The 16,738-nt window shown below is 68.2% G+C and carries 13 protein-coding genes; 10 read left to right on the top strand and 3 right to left on the bottom strand.

The genetic code is table 11. The features are described 5' to 3' along the window. Positions 1 to 39: 39 nt before the first annotated feature. From AAF481_01645 to AAF481_01655, 3 genes are read left to right on the top strand one after another with little or no spacing between them, the layout of a single operon-like run. Entirely contained in the window at positions 40 to 696 is a 657-nt protein-coding gene (locus tag AAF481_01645; GenBank protein ID MEM7479851.1) for an alpha/beta hydrolase-fold protein, read from the top strand. Positions 697 to 741: 45 nt separating this feature from the next. Next, positions 742 to 1,416 (top strand): class I SAM-dependent methyltransferase, encoded by a 675-nt coding sequence (locus AAF481_01650; GenBank protein ID MEM7479852.1) that lies wholly within the window; start codon positions 742 to 744, stop codon positions 1,414 to 1,416. Continuing rightward, positions 1,413 to 1,874: a GNAT family N-acetyltransferase gene (locus AAF481_01655; protein MEM7479853.1), complete on the top strand. Its 462-nt coding sequence runs from the start codon at positions 1,413 to 1,415 to the stop codon at positions 1,872 to 1,874. The genes AAF481_01650 and AAF481_01655 overlap by 4 nt, the downstream gene beginning before the upstream one ends. A 6-nt stretch (positions 1,875 to 1,880) precedes the next feature. Here the strand turns inward: AAF481_01655 and AAF481_01660 are convergent, their stop codons facing one another. Continuing rightward, complete coding sequence (locus tag AAF481_01660; protein MEM7479854.1) at positions 1,881 to 2,264, bottom strand: RidA family protein; 384 nt, start codon at positions 2,262 to 2,264, stop codon at positions 1,881 to 1,883. 155 nt (positions 2,265 to 2,419) lie between these two features. Between AAF481_01660 and AAF481_01665 the strand changes: the two genes are divergently transcribed. The 3 genes from AAF481_01665 (at position 2,420) to AAF481_01675 (ending at position 8,663) form a co-directional block, all read left to right on the top strand. Then, the gene (locus AAF481_01665; GenBank protein ID MEM7479855.1) at positions 2,420 to 4,882 is read left to right on the top strand and encodes a prolyl oligopeptidase family serine peptidase; all 2,463 of its coding nucleotides are present in this window, start codon (positions 2,420 to 2,422) and stop codon (positions 4,880 to 4,882) included. A gap of 6 nt (positions 4,883 to 4,888) precedes the next feature. Then, positions 4,889 to 5,419 carry a DUF3465 domain-containing protein gene (locus AAF481_01670; GenBank protein MEM7479856.1) on the top strand — a complete coding sequence of 177 codons (531 nt, stop codon included), beginning with the start codon at positions 4,889 to 4,891 and terminating at the stop codon, positions 5,417 to 5,419. Between the two features lie 64 nt (positions 5,420 to 5,483). Continuing rightward, on the top strand, positions 5,484 to 8,663 hold the full coding sequence (locus AAF481_01675; GenBank protein ID MEM7479857.1) for an error-prone DNA polymerase: 3,180 nt from the start codon (positions 5,484 to 5,486) through the stop codon (positions 8,661 to 8,663). A gap of 16 nt (positions 8,664 to 8,679) precedes the next feature. On the opposite strand, the gene AAF481_01680 is transcribed toward AAF481_01675, so the two are convergent. Beyond that, positions 8,680 to 10,431 (bottom strand): N-acetylmuramoyl-L-alanine amidase, encoded by a 1,752-nt coding sequence (locus AAF481_01680; GenBank protein ID MEM7479858.1) that lies wholly within the window; start codon positions 10,429 to 10,431, stop codon positions 8,680 to 8,682. A 220-nt stretch (positions 10,432 to 10,651) separates the two neighbouring features. Here AAF481_01680 and AAF481_01685 point away from each other — a divergent pair, with 220 nt between their 5' ends. After that, the gene (locus AAF481_01685; protein MEM7479859.1) at positions 10,652 to 11,917 is read left to right on the top strand and encodes a hypothetical protein; all 1,266 of its coding nucleotides are present in this window, start codon (positions 10,652 to 10,654) and stop codon (positions 11,915 to 11,917) included. On the opposite strand, the gene AAF481_01690 is transcribed toward AAF481_01685, so the two are convergent. After that, entirely contained in the window at positions 11,904 to 12,776 is an 873-nt protein-coding gene (locus AAF481_01690; protein ID MEM7479860.1) for an MqnA/MqnD/SBP family protein, read from the bottom strand. The two genes, AAF481_01685 and AAF481_01690, sit on opposite strands and share 14 nt — an antisense overlap. Before the next feature lie 101 nt (positions 12,777 to 12,877). Here AAF481_01690 and AAF481_01695 point away from each other — a divergent pair, with 101 nt between their 5' ends. The 3 genes from AAF481_01695 to AAF481_01705 all read left to right on the top strand — a co-directional run bounded on the left by AAF481_01695 (position 12,878) and on the right by AAF481_01705 (position 16,731). Next, complete coding sequence (locus AAF481_01695) at positions 12,878 to 13,957, top strand: DUF1028 domain-containing protein (GenBank protein ID MEM7479861.1); 1,080 nt, start codon at positions 12,878 to 12,880, stop codon at positions 13,955 to 13,957. A gap of 189 nt (positions 13,958 to 14,146) precedes the next feature. Next, on the top strand, positions 14,147 to 15,379 hold the full coding sequence (locus AAF481_01700; GenBank protein ID MEM7479862.1) for an MFS transporter: 1,233 nt from the start codon (positions 14,147 to 14,149) through the stop codon (positions 15,377 to 15,379). A 140-nt stretch (positions 15,380 to 15,519) separates the two neighbouring features. Further along, positions 15,520 to 16,731 carry a hypothetical protein gene (locus AAF481_01705; protein MEM7479863.1) on the top strand — a complete coding sequence of 404 codons (1,212 nt, stop codon included), beginning with the start codon at positions 15,520 to 15,522 and terminating at the stop codon, positions 16,729 to 16,731. Positions 16,732 to 16,738: the final 7 nt, after the last annotated feature.

Genomic DNA, 16,738 nt, shown 5'->3' on the forward strand with positions numbered 1-16,738 from the left:
CGTCAAATCGACGCGTCCCGCTGGGCTATCATCCCCGCCATGAATCTCTTGCATACATCCCATATCCCCGCCGGTTCCGGTCCGTTTCCCACCCTTATCGCCCTCCACGGTTGGGGTGCGAGCGCTCACGACCTCCTCGGTTTGGCCCCCTGGCTGGCCGGCGGCAAAGCGCTAGTTCTCTGCCCCCAGGGCCAGGTCACGCTGCCCCTCGGAGGGGGCGTCGAAGGCTACGGCTGGTTTCCCCTCGTCCCCGGCCAGCCGCCGTCTGAGGAGGTCTTCGATCAGGCCCGGCAAGCTCTGCACACCTTCGTCACCGAAGCGCGCGACCGTTACCCAATGGATCCGGAGCGCACCGCCGTCCTCGGCTTCTCCCAGGGAGGGGTGATGGCCTACGACCTGGTGCTGCGTTCGCCGGAGGAGTTCAGCGGCCTGGCGGCCTTGTCGTCCTGGCTGCCGGAGCCGCTGGCCGAGGCGGTGGCGCCCCGGCCGGAGCACCGCGAGCTGCCGACTCTGCTGGTGCACGGCATCGGCGACGCGGTGATTGATATCGAACGCGCCCGCGAATCGCGAGAGACCCTCCGCCGCTTCGAAGTGAGCCTCACCTACCGTGAGTTCGAGATGGAGCACGAGATCCGGCCGGAAGCGCTGACGCTGATCGGCGATTGGCTGATCCGGCGGGCCTTCGGGCAGGTCTAGCCTGCCTTGAACGCCGCCCCAGGGCGGGCCGTACAATAGAGCAGTATGAACGTACCTCTCGTCACCTTCGGATCGCACCTCCGTCACCGGACCGCCGGCGGCCTGGCGCTGTGCCTGCTTTTGGGTCTTCTGATACCCCTCGCCGGCTGCCGCAGCGCCGAGTTCAAGCAGGCCGATGCCGCGGAGGTCCACCTTCTGGTGTCGGCCTTGGGCCTGAAAGAAGGCGACGTGGTCGCCGACGTGGGTGCCGGCTGGGGTGAGTGGGCCGAGGCCCTGGCGCAACATGTCGGCCCCACCGGCCGGGTGTACGCGACGGAGCTCGACGACGAGCAGCTCCACGGCATCCGGCGCCGCTTCGTGGCAGCGGGAATCCGCAACGGCGAGGTGCTGCGCGGCACGGACCGCGAAACCGGCCTGCCGGCCGGGTGCTGCGATGTGGTGCTTCTCCGCCGGGTATACCACCACTTCGTGGACCCGACGGCGATGAACCTGAGCCTACGCCGGGCGCTCCGCCCCGGCGGCTTGCTGGCGGTGGTGGACTACAGCACCTACGACGGTGCCAGCGTTGCCGGGGTGCCGGAGAACCGCGAATCCCACAGCGTGCGGCCGGACATCGTCGTTCGCGAAACGGCGGAGTTTGGCTTCGAGGAAGTCGAGGTGATCACGCCCTGGAACGGCCGTGATGACGTCTACTGCCTGCTCCTGAGGCGAACCGAATGACCGAAGCGTCGACGGTCGCCGAGGTCGAAGTGCGCGAGGTTCGGACGCCCGCTGAGCTGGAAGAGGCCTTGGAGATTCGCCGCCAGGTGTTCGTCATCGGCCAGGACTGCCCGCCGGAGGAAGAATTCGACGAGTTCGAGGAACTCGCCCGCCAGTTCGTCGCTCGAGTCCAAGGCCAACCGGCGGCAACCGCCCGCTGGCGCCGGGTGGAGACGGCCGACGGAGCAGCCGCCAAACTCGAACGCTTCGCGGTGCTGAAGGAGTTCCGCGGCCACGGCCTCGGCCGCCGGATGGTCGAGCACCTGATCGCCGACGCCCGGCGCCTCGGCCACCGGCGAATGGTGCTGCACGCGCAATCGCACCTGGCCGGCCTTTACGGCTCCTATGGATTCGAACCGCAGGGCGAGGAGTTCGAGGAAGCGGGCATCCCCCACCTCAAGATGGTTTTGGCGGGGTAGGATCTCTCAGCCGCCGACCACCGCATCGGCCTCGATCTCGATCAGCATCGCCGGATCGATCAGTGCCTTCACCTCCACCATGGTGGTCGCCGGAGGATGGTCTCCAAAGGCTTCCCGATGCGCCCGGCCGTACTCTTCCCAGCGGCGGATGTCGGTGACGAACATGCGGGTGCGCACCACCGACGAGAGATCGGCCTCGAAGCCCTGGAGGGCTCTGGCGATCAGCTCGATCGAACGGCGAGCCTGCTCGTAGGCATCGCCCGGCGCGTGGACACCGCCGCCCTCGGCCACCGGCGCGGTGCCGGTCACGTAGATGTGGGGGCCGGCCTTGACCGCGCGGCAGTAGCCCACGATCTCTTCCCAGGGTGCGTGCGAGTAAACCCGTTCCATGATCAACATCCGTCCTCGGCCGTTCAAAGACACTGAAATCATATCCGGCCAACCCCTCCAGGACGCCGGCAGCCGGAGGCGGCGGGGGAAACCTGAAGGACGGCCTATACAATCAGCACGACCGAACAGTTCTCATACTTCGGGAGGCTCCTCGCATGTTTCGACGCACCCTGCTCGTCACCCTGACTGTCCTTCTATTCGCAACCGCCGGCCTGGCCCAGGACGAGGGCTATCAGCTACCGCCGCAGGTGCTGGTCGACCTGCTCGACGCGCCGCTACCGCCGGCCGTCCGGACCCATCCGGACGGCACCTGGTTGGCGCTCCTCGAACGGCCGAGCCAACCCTCCATCGCGGAGTTGGCGGAACCCGAACTGCGGCTGGCGGGCAACCGCATCAAGCCCCGTACCAACGCCCCGAGCCGCAGCCGGCACGCCACCAGCGTCACCCTCCTCAAGGTCGACGACGGCACCGAGCGGCAGGTCAGCGGGCTGCCGGCGGCGGCGCGCATCGAGCACTTCACCTGGTCGCCGAACGGCGAGCACTTCGCTTTCACCCACACGGCGGAGACCGGCGTCGAGCTGTGGATCGGCTCCTTGGCAGACGCCTCGGCCCAGGCCGTCACCGGACCGATTCTCAACCTCACCATGCGGGCGGAACCCCGCTGGCTAGCAGACAGCTCGGCGGTGGTGACCCCCGTGCTGGCCGAGTCCCGCGGCGACGCGCCGCTGCCGCCGAGGGTCCCCGAGGGACCGATCATTCAGGAGAACATCGGCGAGAAAGCGCCCGCACGCACGTACCAGGACCTGCTCGAAACTCCCCACGATGAAGCGCTCTTTGACCACTACTTCACGGCCCAGATGGCCCGCATCGGCCGCGACGGTGAAGTGACGCGGCTGGGTGAGCCGGCGGTGATCTGGAACGCTGCGCCATCGCCGGACGGGCGCTACTTGATGGTCGAAACGCTGCATCGACCGTACTCCTACCTGGTTCTGGCGAGCCGCTTTCCGCGCCGCACGGAGATCTGGAACGCCGCCGGCGAGCTGGTCGAACGCCTGGCCGACCAGCCGCTCCAGGAAAAGGTGCCCACCGCCTTCGGCAGTGTCCCCACCGGCCGGCGGGCCTTCCAGTGGCGAGCCGATGCGGACGCCACCATCGCCTGGGCCGAGGCCCTCGACGGCGGCGACGCCGGAGCCGAGGCGGAAGAGCGCGATCGCATCTTCACCCTGGCGGCGCCCTTCAACGGCGAGCCGGTACCGCTGGTGACCCTGAGTCAGCGGCTGGCGCAGATCCAGTGGCACGACGGCGACCTCGCCCTGGTGTCGTCCTGGTGGTGGAAGACCCGCAACAACCGCGCCTGGCGGGTGGCCCCGGACCACCCGGAGCGGGAGCGGGAAAAGCTCTTCGACTACTCCTGGGAGGATCGCTACAACGATCCCGGCAACCCGCTGATGGAAACCGATGCGCGCGGCCGAGCACGGCTCGCCGTGCGCCGCGGCTCGCTGGTGCTGATCGGCGTCGGGGCTTCGCCGGAGGGTGACCGGCCGTTCCTCGACCTGTTCGACCTGGAGTCGAAGGAAACCGAACGGATCTTCCATTCGGAGGCGCCCTGGTACGAGCGCCCGATGGATCTGCTGGGCGAGCCCGAGGGCGACGGCCTCGGCCTGCTGTTGACCCTGCGGGAGGCCGTCGAGGAACCGCCCAACATCTATGTGCGCGATCCGGAAGGTGACCGCGCCCGGCCGCGGCAGATCACCCGCTTCCCGCACCCGACGCCGCAGCTCAAGGGCATCCGCAAGGAACAGATCCGATACTCACGGGCCGACGGCGTCACCTTGACCGGCACCCTCTACCTGCCGGCCGGCTATGACGCCGAGCGCGACGGCCCGCTGCCGGCGGTGCTGTGGGCCTACCCGCAGGAGTTCAAAAGCGCCGACGCCGCCGGCCAGGTGACGGACTCGCCCCACCGCTTCGTGCGCATCGGGTGGTGGTCGCCGCTCCTCTGGCTCACCCAGGGCTACGCGGTGCTCGACGACCCCACCCTGCCGATCATCGGCGAGGGCGACGAGGAGCCCAACGACACCTATGTCGAGCAACTGGTGGCCGGTGCCGAGGCGGCGATCGAGGAGCTGGCGCGGCGCGGCGTCGGCGATCCGGACCGGATGGCCATCGGCGGCCACTCCTACGGCGCCTTCATGACCGCCAACCTGCTCGCCCACTCGGATCTCTTCGCCGCCGGCATCGCCAGGAGCGGCGCCTACAACCGCACCTTGACACCCTTCGGCTTCCAGGCCGAAGAGCGCACGGTGTGGCAAGCGCCGGAGATCTACTTCGCCATGTCGCCCTTCATGCACGCCGAAAAAGTGAACGAGCCGATTCTGATGATCCACGGCGAGGCGGACAACAACTCCGGCACCTTCCCGATGCAGAGTGAGCGCTTCTACAACGCCCTGAAAGGACTGGGCGCCACCGCCCGGCTGGTCATGCTGCCGCACGAGAGCCACGGCTACCGGGCCCGGGAGTCGATCCTGCACATGCTGTGGGAAACCCACCGCTGGCTCGACACCTACGTCAAGGAACGGCCGGCGGCGGAAGGCGAAGCGAAGGAAGCGGCGCGGTAGCACCCCGTGAAACCGCTCTACCCGCGGCGTCGACTCGGCCGCAAGCGCTATTTCGTTCTGCTGCTGATCATCGGCGTTGTCTGGCTGATATCGGAGGCCGGCTCGCTTTGGAAGGGTCGCTCGGCTCCCGCACCGGCCCCGGAGCCGCTCGAAGCCCCGCCGCCGGGCACCCGGCAACCGGCGGATCCGACCGCATCGATGAGCGTGCCGGAGCGGCGGGCCGGCGCGGCGCGGATCGTCGAAGCCTTTGCCTCACGGGAGTCCGGCGTGTGGGTGGAGGCCGCCGGCCTCATCGTCCGCCACCTGCCGGACGATAACGACGGCTCCCGCCACCAGCGTTTCATCGTGGAGGTCCGGCCCGGCCACACCGTTCTCTTGAGCCACAATATCGACCTCGAACCGCCCCTCGACGCGGGGGTCGGCGACTCCCTCGTCTTCCGTGGCCGCTACGAGTGGAACGACCGCGGCGGTGTGATCCACTGGACCCACCCGGACCCCCAGGGGCGTCACGGCGGCGGCTGGGTGCGGGTGGAGTAGGCGGACCCGCAGTGGAGAGGTAGCAGAACTTCAATTTACGCCCTATTTACGCTAATATCGGGCAATGAAGGCCTTCCCCTACGCCGAACTGCGGGCCGCTTCCAGCTTCTCTTTTCTGGATGGCGCTTCGCCGCCGGAGGATCTCGTCGCCCGGGCGGCGGAGGTGGGTTTGGGCACCATGGCGCTGGTGGACAAGAACGGCGTCTACGGTGCGCCGCGCTTCCACAAGGCGGCGCGGCAAGCCGGCCTGCGCGCCCTGGTGGGAGCGGAGATCGCCCTCGACGAGGGAACCACGGAGAGGGAGGACGATCCGCCGCGGCTCACCCTCCTGGTCAAGGACCGCGCCGGCTACCGCAACCTCTGCCGCCTGCTGACGGCGGCGGCGCGGGATCGGCCGAAGGGCCAGGCGCGGGCGAGCTGGGACCTGGTCGCCGAGCACTCGGGCGGCCTCCACGCCCTCTCCGGCGGCGAGGAGGGACCCTTCCAGCGAGCGCTGGCGGCGCGCGGTGCGGACGGCGGGCGGGACGGCGGCCGCCGAGTGCTGGAGAAAGTCGCCGGCATCTTCGACGGCCGCCTGCACGTTGAACTCCAGCGCCACTTCCAGCGCGACGAAGAGCACCGCAACGAAGCGGCCGTCGATCTCGCCCGGCGGCTGCGGTTGCCGCTGGTCGCCACCAACGGCGTGCGCTACGCGCGGCGCCGGGACAAGGCGCTGCACGATGTGCAAACGGCCATTCGCCTGCGCACCCCGCTCGATGCCGCCGGCCGCCGCCTGGCGGCGCAGCGGGAGCGCCAGGTGGTGGGGCCGGCGGAGATGGCGCGGCGCTTCGCCGACCGGCCGGCGGCGGTGGCAGAGAGCGCCGCCCTCGCCGCCGAGATGAGCTTTACTCTCCGCGATCTCGGCTACCGCTTCCCCAACTATCCGCTGCCCCCCGGCGAGAGCCTGGCCAGCTACCTGCGCCAGGTCACCTGGAACGCCGCCCGGGCGCGCTTCCAACCCCTGACCGGCCGCGCTCAGGACCAGATCGCCCACGAGCTGGCGCTGATCGAGAAGCTCGACCTCGCCGGCTACTTCCTGATCGTGTGGGACATCGTGCGCTTCTGCCAACGCGAAGGGATCCTCGCCCAGGGGCGCGGCTCGGCGGCCAACAGTGCCGTGTGCTACGCCCTGTCGATCACCGCCGTCGATCCGGTGAAGATGGAGCTGCTGTTCGAGCGTTTTTTGTCGGAAGAGCGCGGCGAATGGCCGGACATCGACCTCGACCTGCCCTCCGGCGAGCGCCGGGAGCGGGTGATCCAGTACGTCTACCAGCGCTACGGCGCCCACGGCGCCGCCATGACCGCCAACGTCATCACCTACCGGGAGCGCTCGGCGGCGCGCGAGGTGGCCAAGGCGCTGGGCTTCTCGCCGGCCCAGGAGGATCGCCTGGCGCGCCGCCTCGGGAGCTGGCGGCGGGACGTCCACGCCGGTCAGCCGAAGGTGCTGGCCGAGGAAATCCGCGCCGCCGGCCTCGATCCGGACGAACACCGGGTGCGGCTCTTCGCGGACCTCTGGCAGCGCATCCAGAACCTCCCCCGCCACCTCGGCCAGCACTCCGGCGGCATGGTGATCGCCGCCGGCCGCCTCGACGAGGTGGTGCCCCTGGAGCCGGCGGCGATGCCCGGTCGCGTCGTGGTGCAGTGGGACAAGGAGGACTGCGCCGACCTCGGCATCATCAAAATCGATCTTCTGGGCCTGGGGATGCTCAACGCGCTGGAAGAGGCGGTGCCGACCATCCTGCGGGAAGAAGGCGTGCACTTGGACCTCGCCCACCTGCCGCCGGACGACCCGAAGACCTACCGGATGATCCGCGACGCCGACACGGTGGGGGTGTTCCAGATCGAGAGCCGGGCGCAGATGGCCTCCCTGCCGCGCAACGCCCCCGCCACCTTCTACGACCTGGTGATCCAGGTGGGCATCATCCGCCCGGGGCCGATCGCCGGCAATCTGGCGAACCCCTTCTTCGAGCGGCGCCAGGGGCGCCAGGCGGTGACCTATCCGCACCCGGACCTCGAACCGATTCTCGAGCGCACCCTGGGAGTGCCGATCTTCCAGGAGCAAATCCTGCGCATGGCGATGGTGGCGGCGGGCTTCTCCGGCGGCGAGGCGGAAGAGCTGCGGCGGGCGATGGGCTTCAAGCGCTCGGTGGAGGCGATGGAGCCCATCGAGCGGCGCCTGCGCGACGGCATGACCGCCCGCGGCATCACCGGGCAGGCGCAGGAACAGATCGTCCAGGCGATCACCTCCTTCGCCCTCTACGGCTTCCCGGAGTCCCACGCCGCCAGCTTCGCCTTGATCGCCTACGCCAGCGCCTACTTGAAGGCCCACCACCCGGTGGCCTTCTTCCTGTCGCTCTTGAATGCCTGGCCGATGGGCTTTTACCACCCGGCGACGCTGATCCGCGACGCCGAGCGCCACGGGGTGGAGACCCGGCCGGTCGAGGTTGACCGCTCCGGCGTCCGCTGCCGCTGGGAGGACGGCGCCATCCGCCTTGGCCTCTGCTATGTCAAGGGGCTGCGGCGCGAGTCGGCGGAGGCCATCGAGGCGGAGCAACCCTTCCGGGACACCGAGGATCTCGCCCGCCGCGCCGCCCTGCGGAAGGGCGAGCTGGCGGCCCTCGCCGCCGTCGGAGCGCTCAGCGTCTTCGGCCTCACCCGCCGCCAGGCCCTGTGGCAAGCCGCCCGGGCGAGCCGCGACGCCGGACCGCTGTTGACCGCCCTGCCGGACGATGCGCCCTCGCCGCTACCGGAGATGACCGCTGTCGAGGAAACCTTCGAGGACTTCCGCATCGCCCGGGTCACCACCGGGCCGCACCCGATGAAACACCTGCGGCCGCTCCTCGACCGCGCCGGCATCGTCGCCGCCGCAGAATTGCCGAAACGGCAAGACGCCACCCGCGTCACCACCGCCGGCTCGATCATTGTCCGCCAGCGGCCGGGCACCGCCAAGGGGCTGCTGTTCATGACCCTAGAGGACGAAACGGGCATGTCCCAGGCGATCATCAGTCCAGACCTGCTGGAGGAATACCGCTCCCTGATCGTCGGCTCCACAGGCCTGATCGTCGAAGGCATCCTGCAGCAGCGGGACGGCTCCGTCTCCGTCAAAGCCGAGACCTTCCGGCCGCTGTCGTCCCTACGGGAGATGCAGCGGCAGGGCGAGGGCGAGCCGAAACTGGTGGCGGCGCCGAGCCATGATTTTCGCTGAGGAGGTTGCCGCTGGCCTACTCCGCCCGCTTCGCCACCCGCACCGTCGAGCCGCCGGATTCTCCGGAATCGTAGTAGTCGAGGATGCCCTGGACGATCGCTTCGGCCACGGTCTGGCGGAAGGCGCGGGTCTGGAGGAGCTTGCGGTCCTGGGCGTTGGCGAGGTTGCCCACCTCGAGCAGGATCTTTCCCGGCACGGAGTTGTAGCGCAGCACCGCCGGCACGAAGGAACTGCGCTTGCGGATGATCTTTTCGCGGATCGGCTTGGTTGGGTGGATCGCCAGATCACTCCGCCGGAACTGCTCCAGTACCGCCTCGGCGAGCTGCCGGGACAGGCCCTCGCTGCGCACCCGCTCACGGCTGGAGAAGGACAACCGCGGCTTCTCGCGGTATTCGCGGCGCGCCTTGTAGACCTCACCTCTCTTGCCGAAAGTGCCGCCGGTCATCGAGGCCGCCGGAATGTACACCGTGGCGCCGCGCAGCGAAGGGTGGAGCGAGTCCGCGTGGATCGACAAGAAGATGGTCTTGTCGGCATCGCCGGTCGCTTTGATCGCCCGGCGGTGGATGCTGTTCGCCAGGTACCAGCGCAGATTGGCGCTCACCCGCGAGTCAACGATTTTGTAGGGCGGGCTGGTCTGCACCGCGTGGGAGCGCGAAAAAGGCAGCACATCTTTATTGTGGATGTGGAAGTGCTCGCCGTCGCGGGTAGTGAGCTCCACCTTGGCGGCGGTGCGCTCTTCGAGCAGCCGCCGCACCCGCAAGGAGATGTCGTAGACATAGAGGCTCTCCCACACGCCGTGGAGCGAGGCCCCCGGGTCGCCGCCGCCGTGGCCCGGATCGAGGATCACGGTAATGCCCTGAAGATCCCGCGCTCGCACCCGGTTGCTGAACCGCGCACTGGCCCGCAATCCCGCTTCGTACTCGCGGCGCCGCGGGTCGTCCGCCGGCAGGAATTCCGGCAGCAGGAGGTCGGTGGGAATCTTCACCGCGTAGTCCACCGGAATGTCGGTGACGTCGGCGATGCCGCTGCGGCGGGCGATGTCCTCCGCCAGGGCGTTGACGTCGGCGGCGAGCAGGCGGCCGGTGAAACGCACCACCACGCTCGAGTAGAGCGCCTCGCCCGGCTGCAGCCGATAGACGGCGTAGCTCCCCTTGCTGTCGGCACCGAAGGTCAAGCCGAAGTCCTCCGGCGAGCGCTGCTCAATCGCCGGCAGGACGGCATCGAACGGCGGCCGCAGCAGCTCCGCCGGGATGGTCACCGTCTGACCGGCGGCCAACTCTGTGTCGGAGAGCCCGTTGTGGCGGCGGATCTCCCGGAAGTTCTCGCCGGTGCCAGTGAACCACTCGGCGATGTGCCACAGGCTCTCGCGACGCATTTCGCCGTAGCCGCGGACGTGATGCTCCCAACCGTCCGGCCGCACCACATCCTGCGGGAAGAGATGCGCCGCCAGCCGCTCCTGGAACTCAGGGGAAAGGAGATCGAAGGGCACCCGGTAGCGCACACCCGCTTTCAGCTCCCGGCGGCCGTCATTGGCTTCGGCAATGGCCGAAGCGGCCTCCGAGCTACCGCACAGCCGCCGGCTGAAGGCGAGGAGGCCCTCTCCTTTCTCGGGCTGTGCCTCCAGGTACAGGCGATCCTTGTCCACCAGGGCGACAAAGCCGTCCCCCGCCGCGAAGCGCTCGGCAGCGGAGGCCTTCGCCAAGCCGAAGAGGGCACAGGCACAAAGTAGGGCGACGCACCATCCGAGTCGCCAGGCTCGCCGGGTCATTGCGAAGTTCCCGCGGGGTGGGGTTGGGGGACCGCCGTCGGACAGCGGCGGAGGGAGCGGGAATCGAGGTACTCTAGATCGTAAGACATGGGAAGCCGAGATGGCGATTCGCCACAGGCCGAAAGGGAGCGTTTTTCCTTACCTCGTCAACAGTTAGCACCTTTTTCCTCAGGGCTCAGTTTAGCTTCTCGTCTGCCACAAGAGCAAACGTCGCGCCGCCATGGACTCGTCCACTCCCGAGATTCTGCGTCTCCCCTGGCTGAAGGCCCTCGCCGAAGCCGCCGACGAGGATGAAATCCACCTGGTGGGTGGCGCCGTCCGCGACCAGCTCCTCGGCCTTCCCGTGCACGACCTCGACGTGGTCGTGGCCGGCGATGGAGGGAGAATCGCCGAAGCCTTCGCGGAACGCACCGGCGCCCGCCTCATCCTTCTGGGAGGAAAGGACTTCGCCGCCTATCGGCTGATCGGAGACGGGTACGAAATCGACCTCTGGGACCGCGTGGGGATGCCCCGGCGGGACGACCTGGCACGGCGCGACCTGACCGTCAACGCCATCGCCCTCGACCTGCGGCCGGACCTTCCGGAGGCCGACCGCTGGGTCGATCCCTTCGGCGGCCGGCGGGACATCGAACAGAAAATCCTGCGGGCCACCACCGGGGGTGTCTTCGCGGAGGACCCTCTGCGGGTGCTGCGCCTTGGGCGTTTGGCGGCGAAGTTGCCGGATTTCCGGGTGGATCCCGACACCCTCGACCGCGCCCGCGCCGCCGCCCCGAAGCTGACCGCGGTGGCCCGCGAGCGGATCCGCGACGAGCTGACCCGCTTGTTCCATCTCCCCGGCGCAGGCCGCGGCGTCGAGGTACTGGGGAAGACCGGTGTCTACCCTCGGCTGTGGCTGGGAGAGAGCGAGCGACCCCAAGCTCTTGCGGCCGCGGCCGTTCGCCAGATCGAGGCCCTACCGGAGGTCGCCGATGAGCTGACCGCCCAAGGCGCGCCGGGAGCCGATTTGCCGGCGGCGCGCTGGGTCCCTACCTTTGCCCCGGACCCCGAAGAACCGAGCGACACCGCAGCCCTCGACGCCTTCCACCAGGCCGGCTTCCTCACCGTCCGGCTGCGGGATCGCCTGCGGATTCTGCTGGCCGACGACGAGATCCCCGCCGAGCCGCTTGCCCTGCGCCGCTTTGTCCACCGTCAGGGCGACGCCTGGCCCACCGCCGCGGCCAGGATCGGCGCCCGGGCCGCCGCGCGGGATGAGTGGAGGGAGCGGGTGAAGGGCCTGCTGCAGCTCGTCGCGCAAGACGGCGACACCCTCATCGACCCGCCGACACTGCTCGACGGGATTGAGGTGCAAGAACTGTTGGGAGTGAGCCCCGGCCCCGCAGTGGGCGAAGCGATGCGCCTCATCCGCCAAGCGCAGGTGGACGGCGAGATCCGAACCGCCGAGGAGGCGAAAGGACTGCTGCGGGCCGGGCGCTCTACACGTCGATGAAATCCGCCACCACCCGCTCCGGCAGCAGGCCGGCCTCGTAGCCGCGGTCGAGAAGCTGCTGCACCGCCTTGCGGCCGGCCTCGCCGTAGCCGCGGGTCCACTCGTTGACATACATGCCCACGAAGCGGTCCGAGCGCTCCGGGTCGTCCTCGATGCCGCGGGCGTAGCGGATGGCGTAGGCCAGGGCCTCTTCGCGATGGTCCAGGCCGTAGGCGATGCTTTCCGTCAGCAGGTTGCACAGGCGCTGGGCGAGGGCCGGGCCGATGTCCTTGCGCAGGGCATTGGCACCCAGCGGCAACGGGCCACCGGTTTCCCCGTGCCACCACACCCCGAGATCGACCACCGAGTGAAGGCCGTCGTCGCCGTAGGTGAGCTGGCCCTCGTGGATCACCACCCCGGCCGCCACTTCGCCGGCGGCCACCACATCGAGGATCTTGTCGAAGGACACCAGCGTCGTCTCGACCTTTGGGTTCCAAAGCTTCAGGGCGAGATGGGCGGTGGTCAGCTCGCCGGGGATCGCCACCGTCACGCCGTCGAGGTCGTCGCGGGAGAGCGGCTCCTTAGACACCACGATGGGGCCGTAGTTGTCGCCGAAGCTGGCGCCGGAGGGCATCAGCCGGTAGCGGTCGTGGAGATAGGCGTAGCCGTGGAAGGAGATGGCGGTGATGTCGTACTTGCTCTCCTTGGCGGCCTGGTTGAGGGTTTCGATATCCCGCAAGACGTGCTGGATGTCGAGGCCCTCCACATCGAGCAGCCCCTGGGTGAGGGCGTAGAACATAAAGGCATCGTCCGAGTCCGGACTGTGGGCGATACGGATGGTCTGCAAGCCGCTCGCGGCGGCGTTCTGAGGCTTGTTCATGGCGCCGGGCAGGGTATCACCGTTCTCCCCACCCGGCGAAAGAGAACCACCCAGCGTTGGCCGTAGAATGAGCCTTCCACCTTTGCCCTGGAGGAACGATCATGAATACCACCCGGTATCGCCTCGCCCTCGCCTTCGCCGCCTTCCTCATCATTTTCGGCTCGCTTCCGACCCTGGCGACACCGACCGCCCACGAGACCGACGCAGCAGCCTCTCCCTCGCGCGCCGAACTGGGCTCCCTCGCCCACACTTACTCCATCGTCGCTCGCGACCCGGCCACCGGCCAGCTCGGCGTCGCCGTCCAGAGCCACTGGTTCCAGGTGGGACCGATCGTGCCCTGGGCGGAGGCGGGCGTGGGCGCCGTCGCCACCCAGTCCTTCGTCGATCCGGGCTACGGACCGAAGGGCTTGGCGCTGATGAAGCAGGGCAAGACCGCCCGCCAGGCGCTCAACGAGCTCCTCGGCCTCGACAGCCAGCAGGGGGTGCGGCAGGTCGCCATGGTGGACGCCAAGGGCACCGTCGTCGCCTGGACCGGCGAGCGCTGCATCGCCGAGGCCGGTCACAAGATGGGCGAGGGCTACTCGGTGCAAGCCAACTTGATGGACCGGAAGACCGTATGGCCGGCGATGGCGGCGGCCTACGAGGACTCTGCCGACAAGCCCTTCGCGGAGCGCTTGCTGATCGCCCTGGAAGCGGCCGAAAAGCAAGGCGGCGACATCCGCGGCCAGCAGAGCGCCGCCCTGCTGGTGGTGGCCGCCGAGGCCACCGGCGACGTCTGGAAGGACCGGCTGGTCGACCTGCGGATAGACGACCACGCAGACCCGCTCGGTGAAATGCGCCGCCTATACAACCTCCATCTGGCCTACGAGGAGATGAACGCCGGCGACGAAAAGATGGCCGAGGACAAGGTCGAAGAGGCGGTGAAGCACTACACCGCCGCCGCGAAGATGGCGCCGGACATCGTCGAGCTGCCCTTCTGGCAGGCGGTCACCCTCTACGACTCCGGACGCCGCGAGGAGGCCCTGCCGATCTTCCGCCAGGTGTTCGCCGCCGAGTCGCGCTGGGCCGAGGTGGTGCGCCGCCTGCCGGCCGCCGGATTGCTGCCGGACGACCCGGAGGTGCTGGAGGAGATCCTGTCGCAGGCCACCTCTCGTGTAGGTGGAGCAGGCGGCCGGAACTAGCAGGGGGGCTAGGCCGGGCCGCGCAGGCGCCCCCTCGTCGCCAAGAAGTGCCATTCTTGGCGACTCACCCCACCCTCGGCGGGCTACGCCCGCCGCCTCGGTCTTCGACCTCCGTTGCGATCTGCTGGAAAGAGCAGATCGCCGCTTCTCCGGACCAAGTCGTCAACAGAAATCCGCCCCTCCGCCGCCATGCTCCGCAACCCCTACCTCCGGCTCCTCCGCAGCAACCGCAATTTCCGGCGGCTGTGGTGTGGCGAGATCGCCTCGCTGCTGGGCGACTGGTTCAACACCATCGCCCAGTACACCTTGGTGCGAGAGCTGACCGGCTCGACCCTCGCCCTAGGGCTCGTGTTCGTCACCAAGATGCTGCCCTTCGCCTTGATGTCGCCGGTCGCCGGGCTGTTGACGGATCGCTGGAATCGCCGGCGGCTGATGATCGGCGCGGATCTCTCGCGGGCGGCGGTAGTGTGCGGCTTCCTGCTGGTCGACGGGCCGGAGGATCTGCCCCTTCTCTTCGCCCTATCGGCCCTGCAGGTGATGATCGGTGCCTTCTTCATACCGGCTCGCTCGGCGGCCCTCCCCAACATCACCACGCCGAAGGAGCTGCTGACGGCCAATGCCCTGTCGTCCGCTACCTGGTCGACGCTGTTGGCCCTGGGCGCCGCCCTCGGCGGCTTCGCCACCGACCGCCTGGGGACCGACACGGTGTTCCTGCTCGACGCGGCCACCTACCTGATCTCGGCCTTCTTCATCTTCCGCACGGTGATCCCGCAAAAGACCGAAGCGGCGGCCGTCGGCCCGGTGATTCGCACCGCCTTGAAGGACATCGCCGCCGGCTGGCGGCACATGCGGCATCGGCCGCGCATCGGCCGCATCGCCTTGACCAAGCCCGCCTGGGCGCTGGGCGGCGCCGGCATCGTTTACTCGCTGGCGCTGGTCGGAGAAGAGCTGATGCCGGCGGCCCCGGCGGTGGGCATCGGCCTGCTCTACGCCGCCCGCGGGCTGGGCACCGGCGCCGGCCCCATCGCCGCCCGGCGCTTCCTGCCCAACGAGCGCACCTGGCCGACGGCGATCGCCGTCGGCATCATCGCCTCAGGACTGGTCTACACCGCCTTCGCCTACCTGCCCTGGACCCTGTGGATCCTGATTCCGGTGTTTCTCGCCCACACCCCCTCCGGCGCCAACTGGGTGCTCTCGACGGTCCTCCTCCAGCAGCGCACCGAAGACCGCTTTCGCGGCCGCGTTTTCGCCACCGAGTGGTTGATCCTCACCCTGGTCGACACCGTCGTCATCCTCCTCGCCTCTCTCCTCCTCGAAGCCGATCTCGTCACCCTCCGCCAGGCGATCCTCGCTTTCGCCGCGGTGCAGATCGTCACCGGCATCGCCTGGTGGTTGGTCATCGCGCCGAAGGAACGGGCCTGAGGTCTCCCTCGTCTCGGATCTTTCCCTTCGACTCACTACTTAAAAGAGAGACCACAAGCTGTTCATTTGAAGCAACTTGGGAATACTGGGCCAGCGCTTCGGCAGCGGCATGATGGACGGTCATTTGGGAGGGAAGGGCGATGGAAGGAAAGCCGAGAACCGCTGTCGAGTTCATCGCGTCTCGCGCCGAGAAAGAGCCCGACGACGACGCTCTGGTCGAAATCCTCGACTCGAATCCCTGGGTCTTTCCGGCGATTCAGAATCTCCATCCAGACTGGGATGTCCGAGATTCGACCAAGAACCTCCAGCAAGCGCTTCAGAAGAAGAGTTCGAGCGCCAGAATCCGCGCTCTGGTCGTTTCCCTCTGCGAAGCCGGCCGAAAGTTCGAGCTCCGGCGCGCCCTCGAGCTACAGAACGGTCGCTCCCCTTCGCCGGTCTACAGCGCCGTCGCCACGTTCTCGATGATCGTCGGCGTCATCGGTGTGCTGATGACCCTCACTGCGGACGTGGCGGTCGGCACAGACGCCGCGCCACAGGAGTTCTTCGGCACCCGCACTCTCTGGTTGTCCATCGCCCACGTCGGCGTCATCATCATTCTGCTGGCCTCGACCTCGAAGATTTCTCTGGTGAAGAAAGAGGATCGAGACGCCGAGTACATCGGCACCGTCGCCCAGCTCACCAAGGGCTGGCTGGGAGTGTGGCTGTTGTGGCTCGCGCTCTACGGCTGGTTCACCGTTGCCGTCCTCTGCAAGTTCCGGGGATTCGAGATCCCAGGTGTTCTCTTCTGGTCCGTGGCCGACCTGATCAACATCGCCACCGGCACAGCTTTCTTCTATCTCTTTCTCGCCCTCCAGTTCCCCAGCGTCGACACGGACCGCGACAAGCACCGCAGCCGGCGGTACTACCACCACCGGTCCGTTGTACTGCTGGTTAGCCTGTTCGTCGCCGGGTTCTCGATCCTCGGTCGGATCTGGACCGCCAGCGTCGATTCGGAGCCGACCATCGTCGGCATCTTGGGGCTCTTCATCCAGTCGTCCTTCGTCGCCGTCAGCATGTGCTACTTCTTCGGTCGTCTGGACAGCCATTACCTGGGAACCAACCTGCTCACGCTGGCGCCGCTTTACGCTTATGCCGTCATCCAAATGAGCTGGGGCAGCATCGGAGAAGATCCTCAGCTCTCGGCGCCGCTCTTGATCTTCGCGCTCGTCTTCAAGGTTTATCTGTACGGCCTCGCCTTTTTCTGGATCTGGAAGGGAAAGCTGCGTAAATACCTAGAGTTGGCCGCCGAACACTACCCTCAGATTCAGGTCGAGCGCCGGGACCTCGAACCGGCCTCCCCCTCGCGACCCTAGCCGCTAT

The sequence above is a fragment of the Acidobacteriota bacterium genome (genome assembly GCA_039030395.1).
Lineage (GTDB): Bacteria > Acidobacteriota > Thermoanaerobaculia > Multivoradales > JBCCEF01 > JBCCEF01.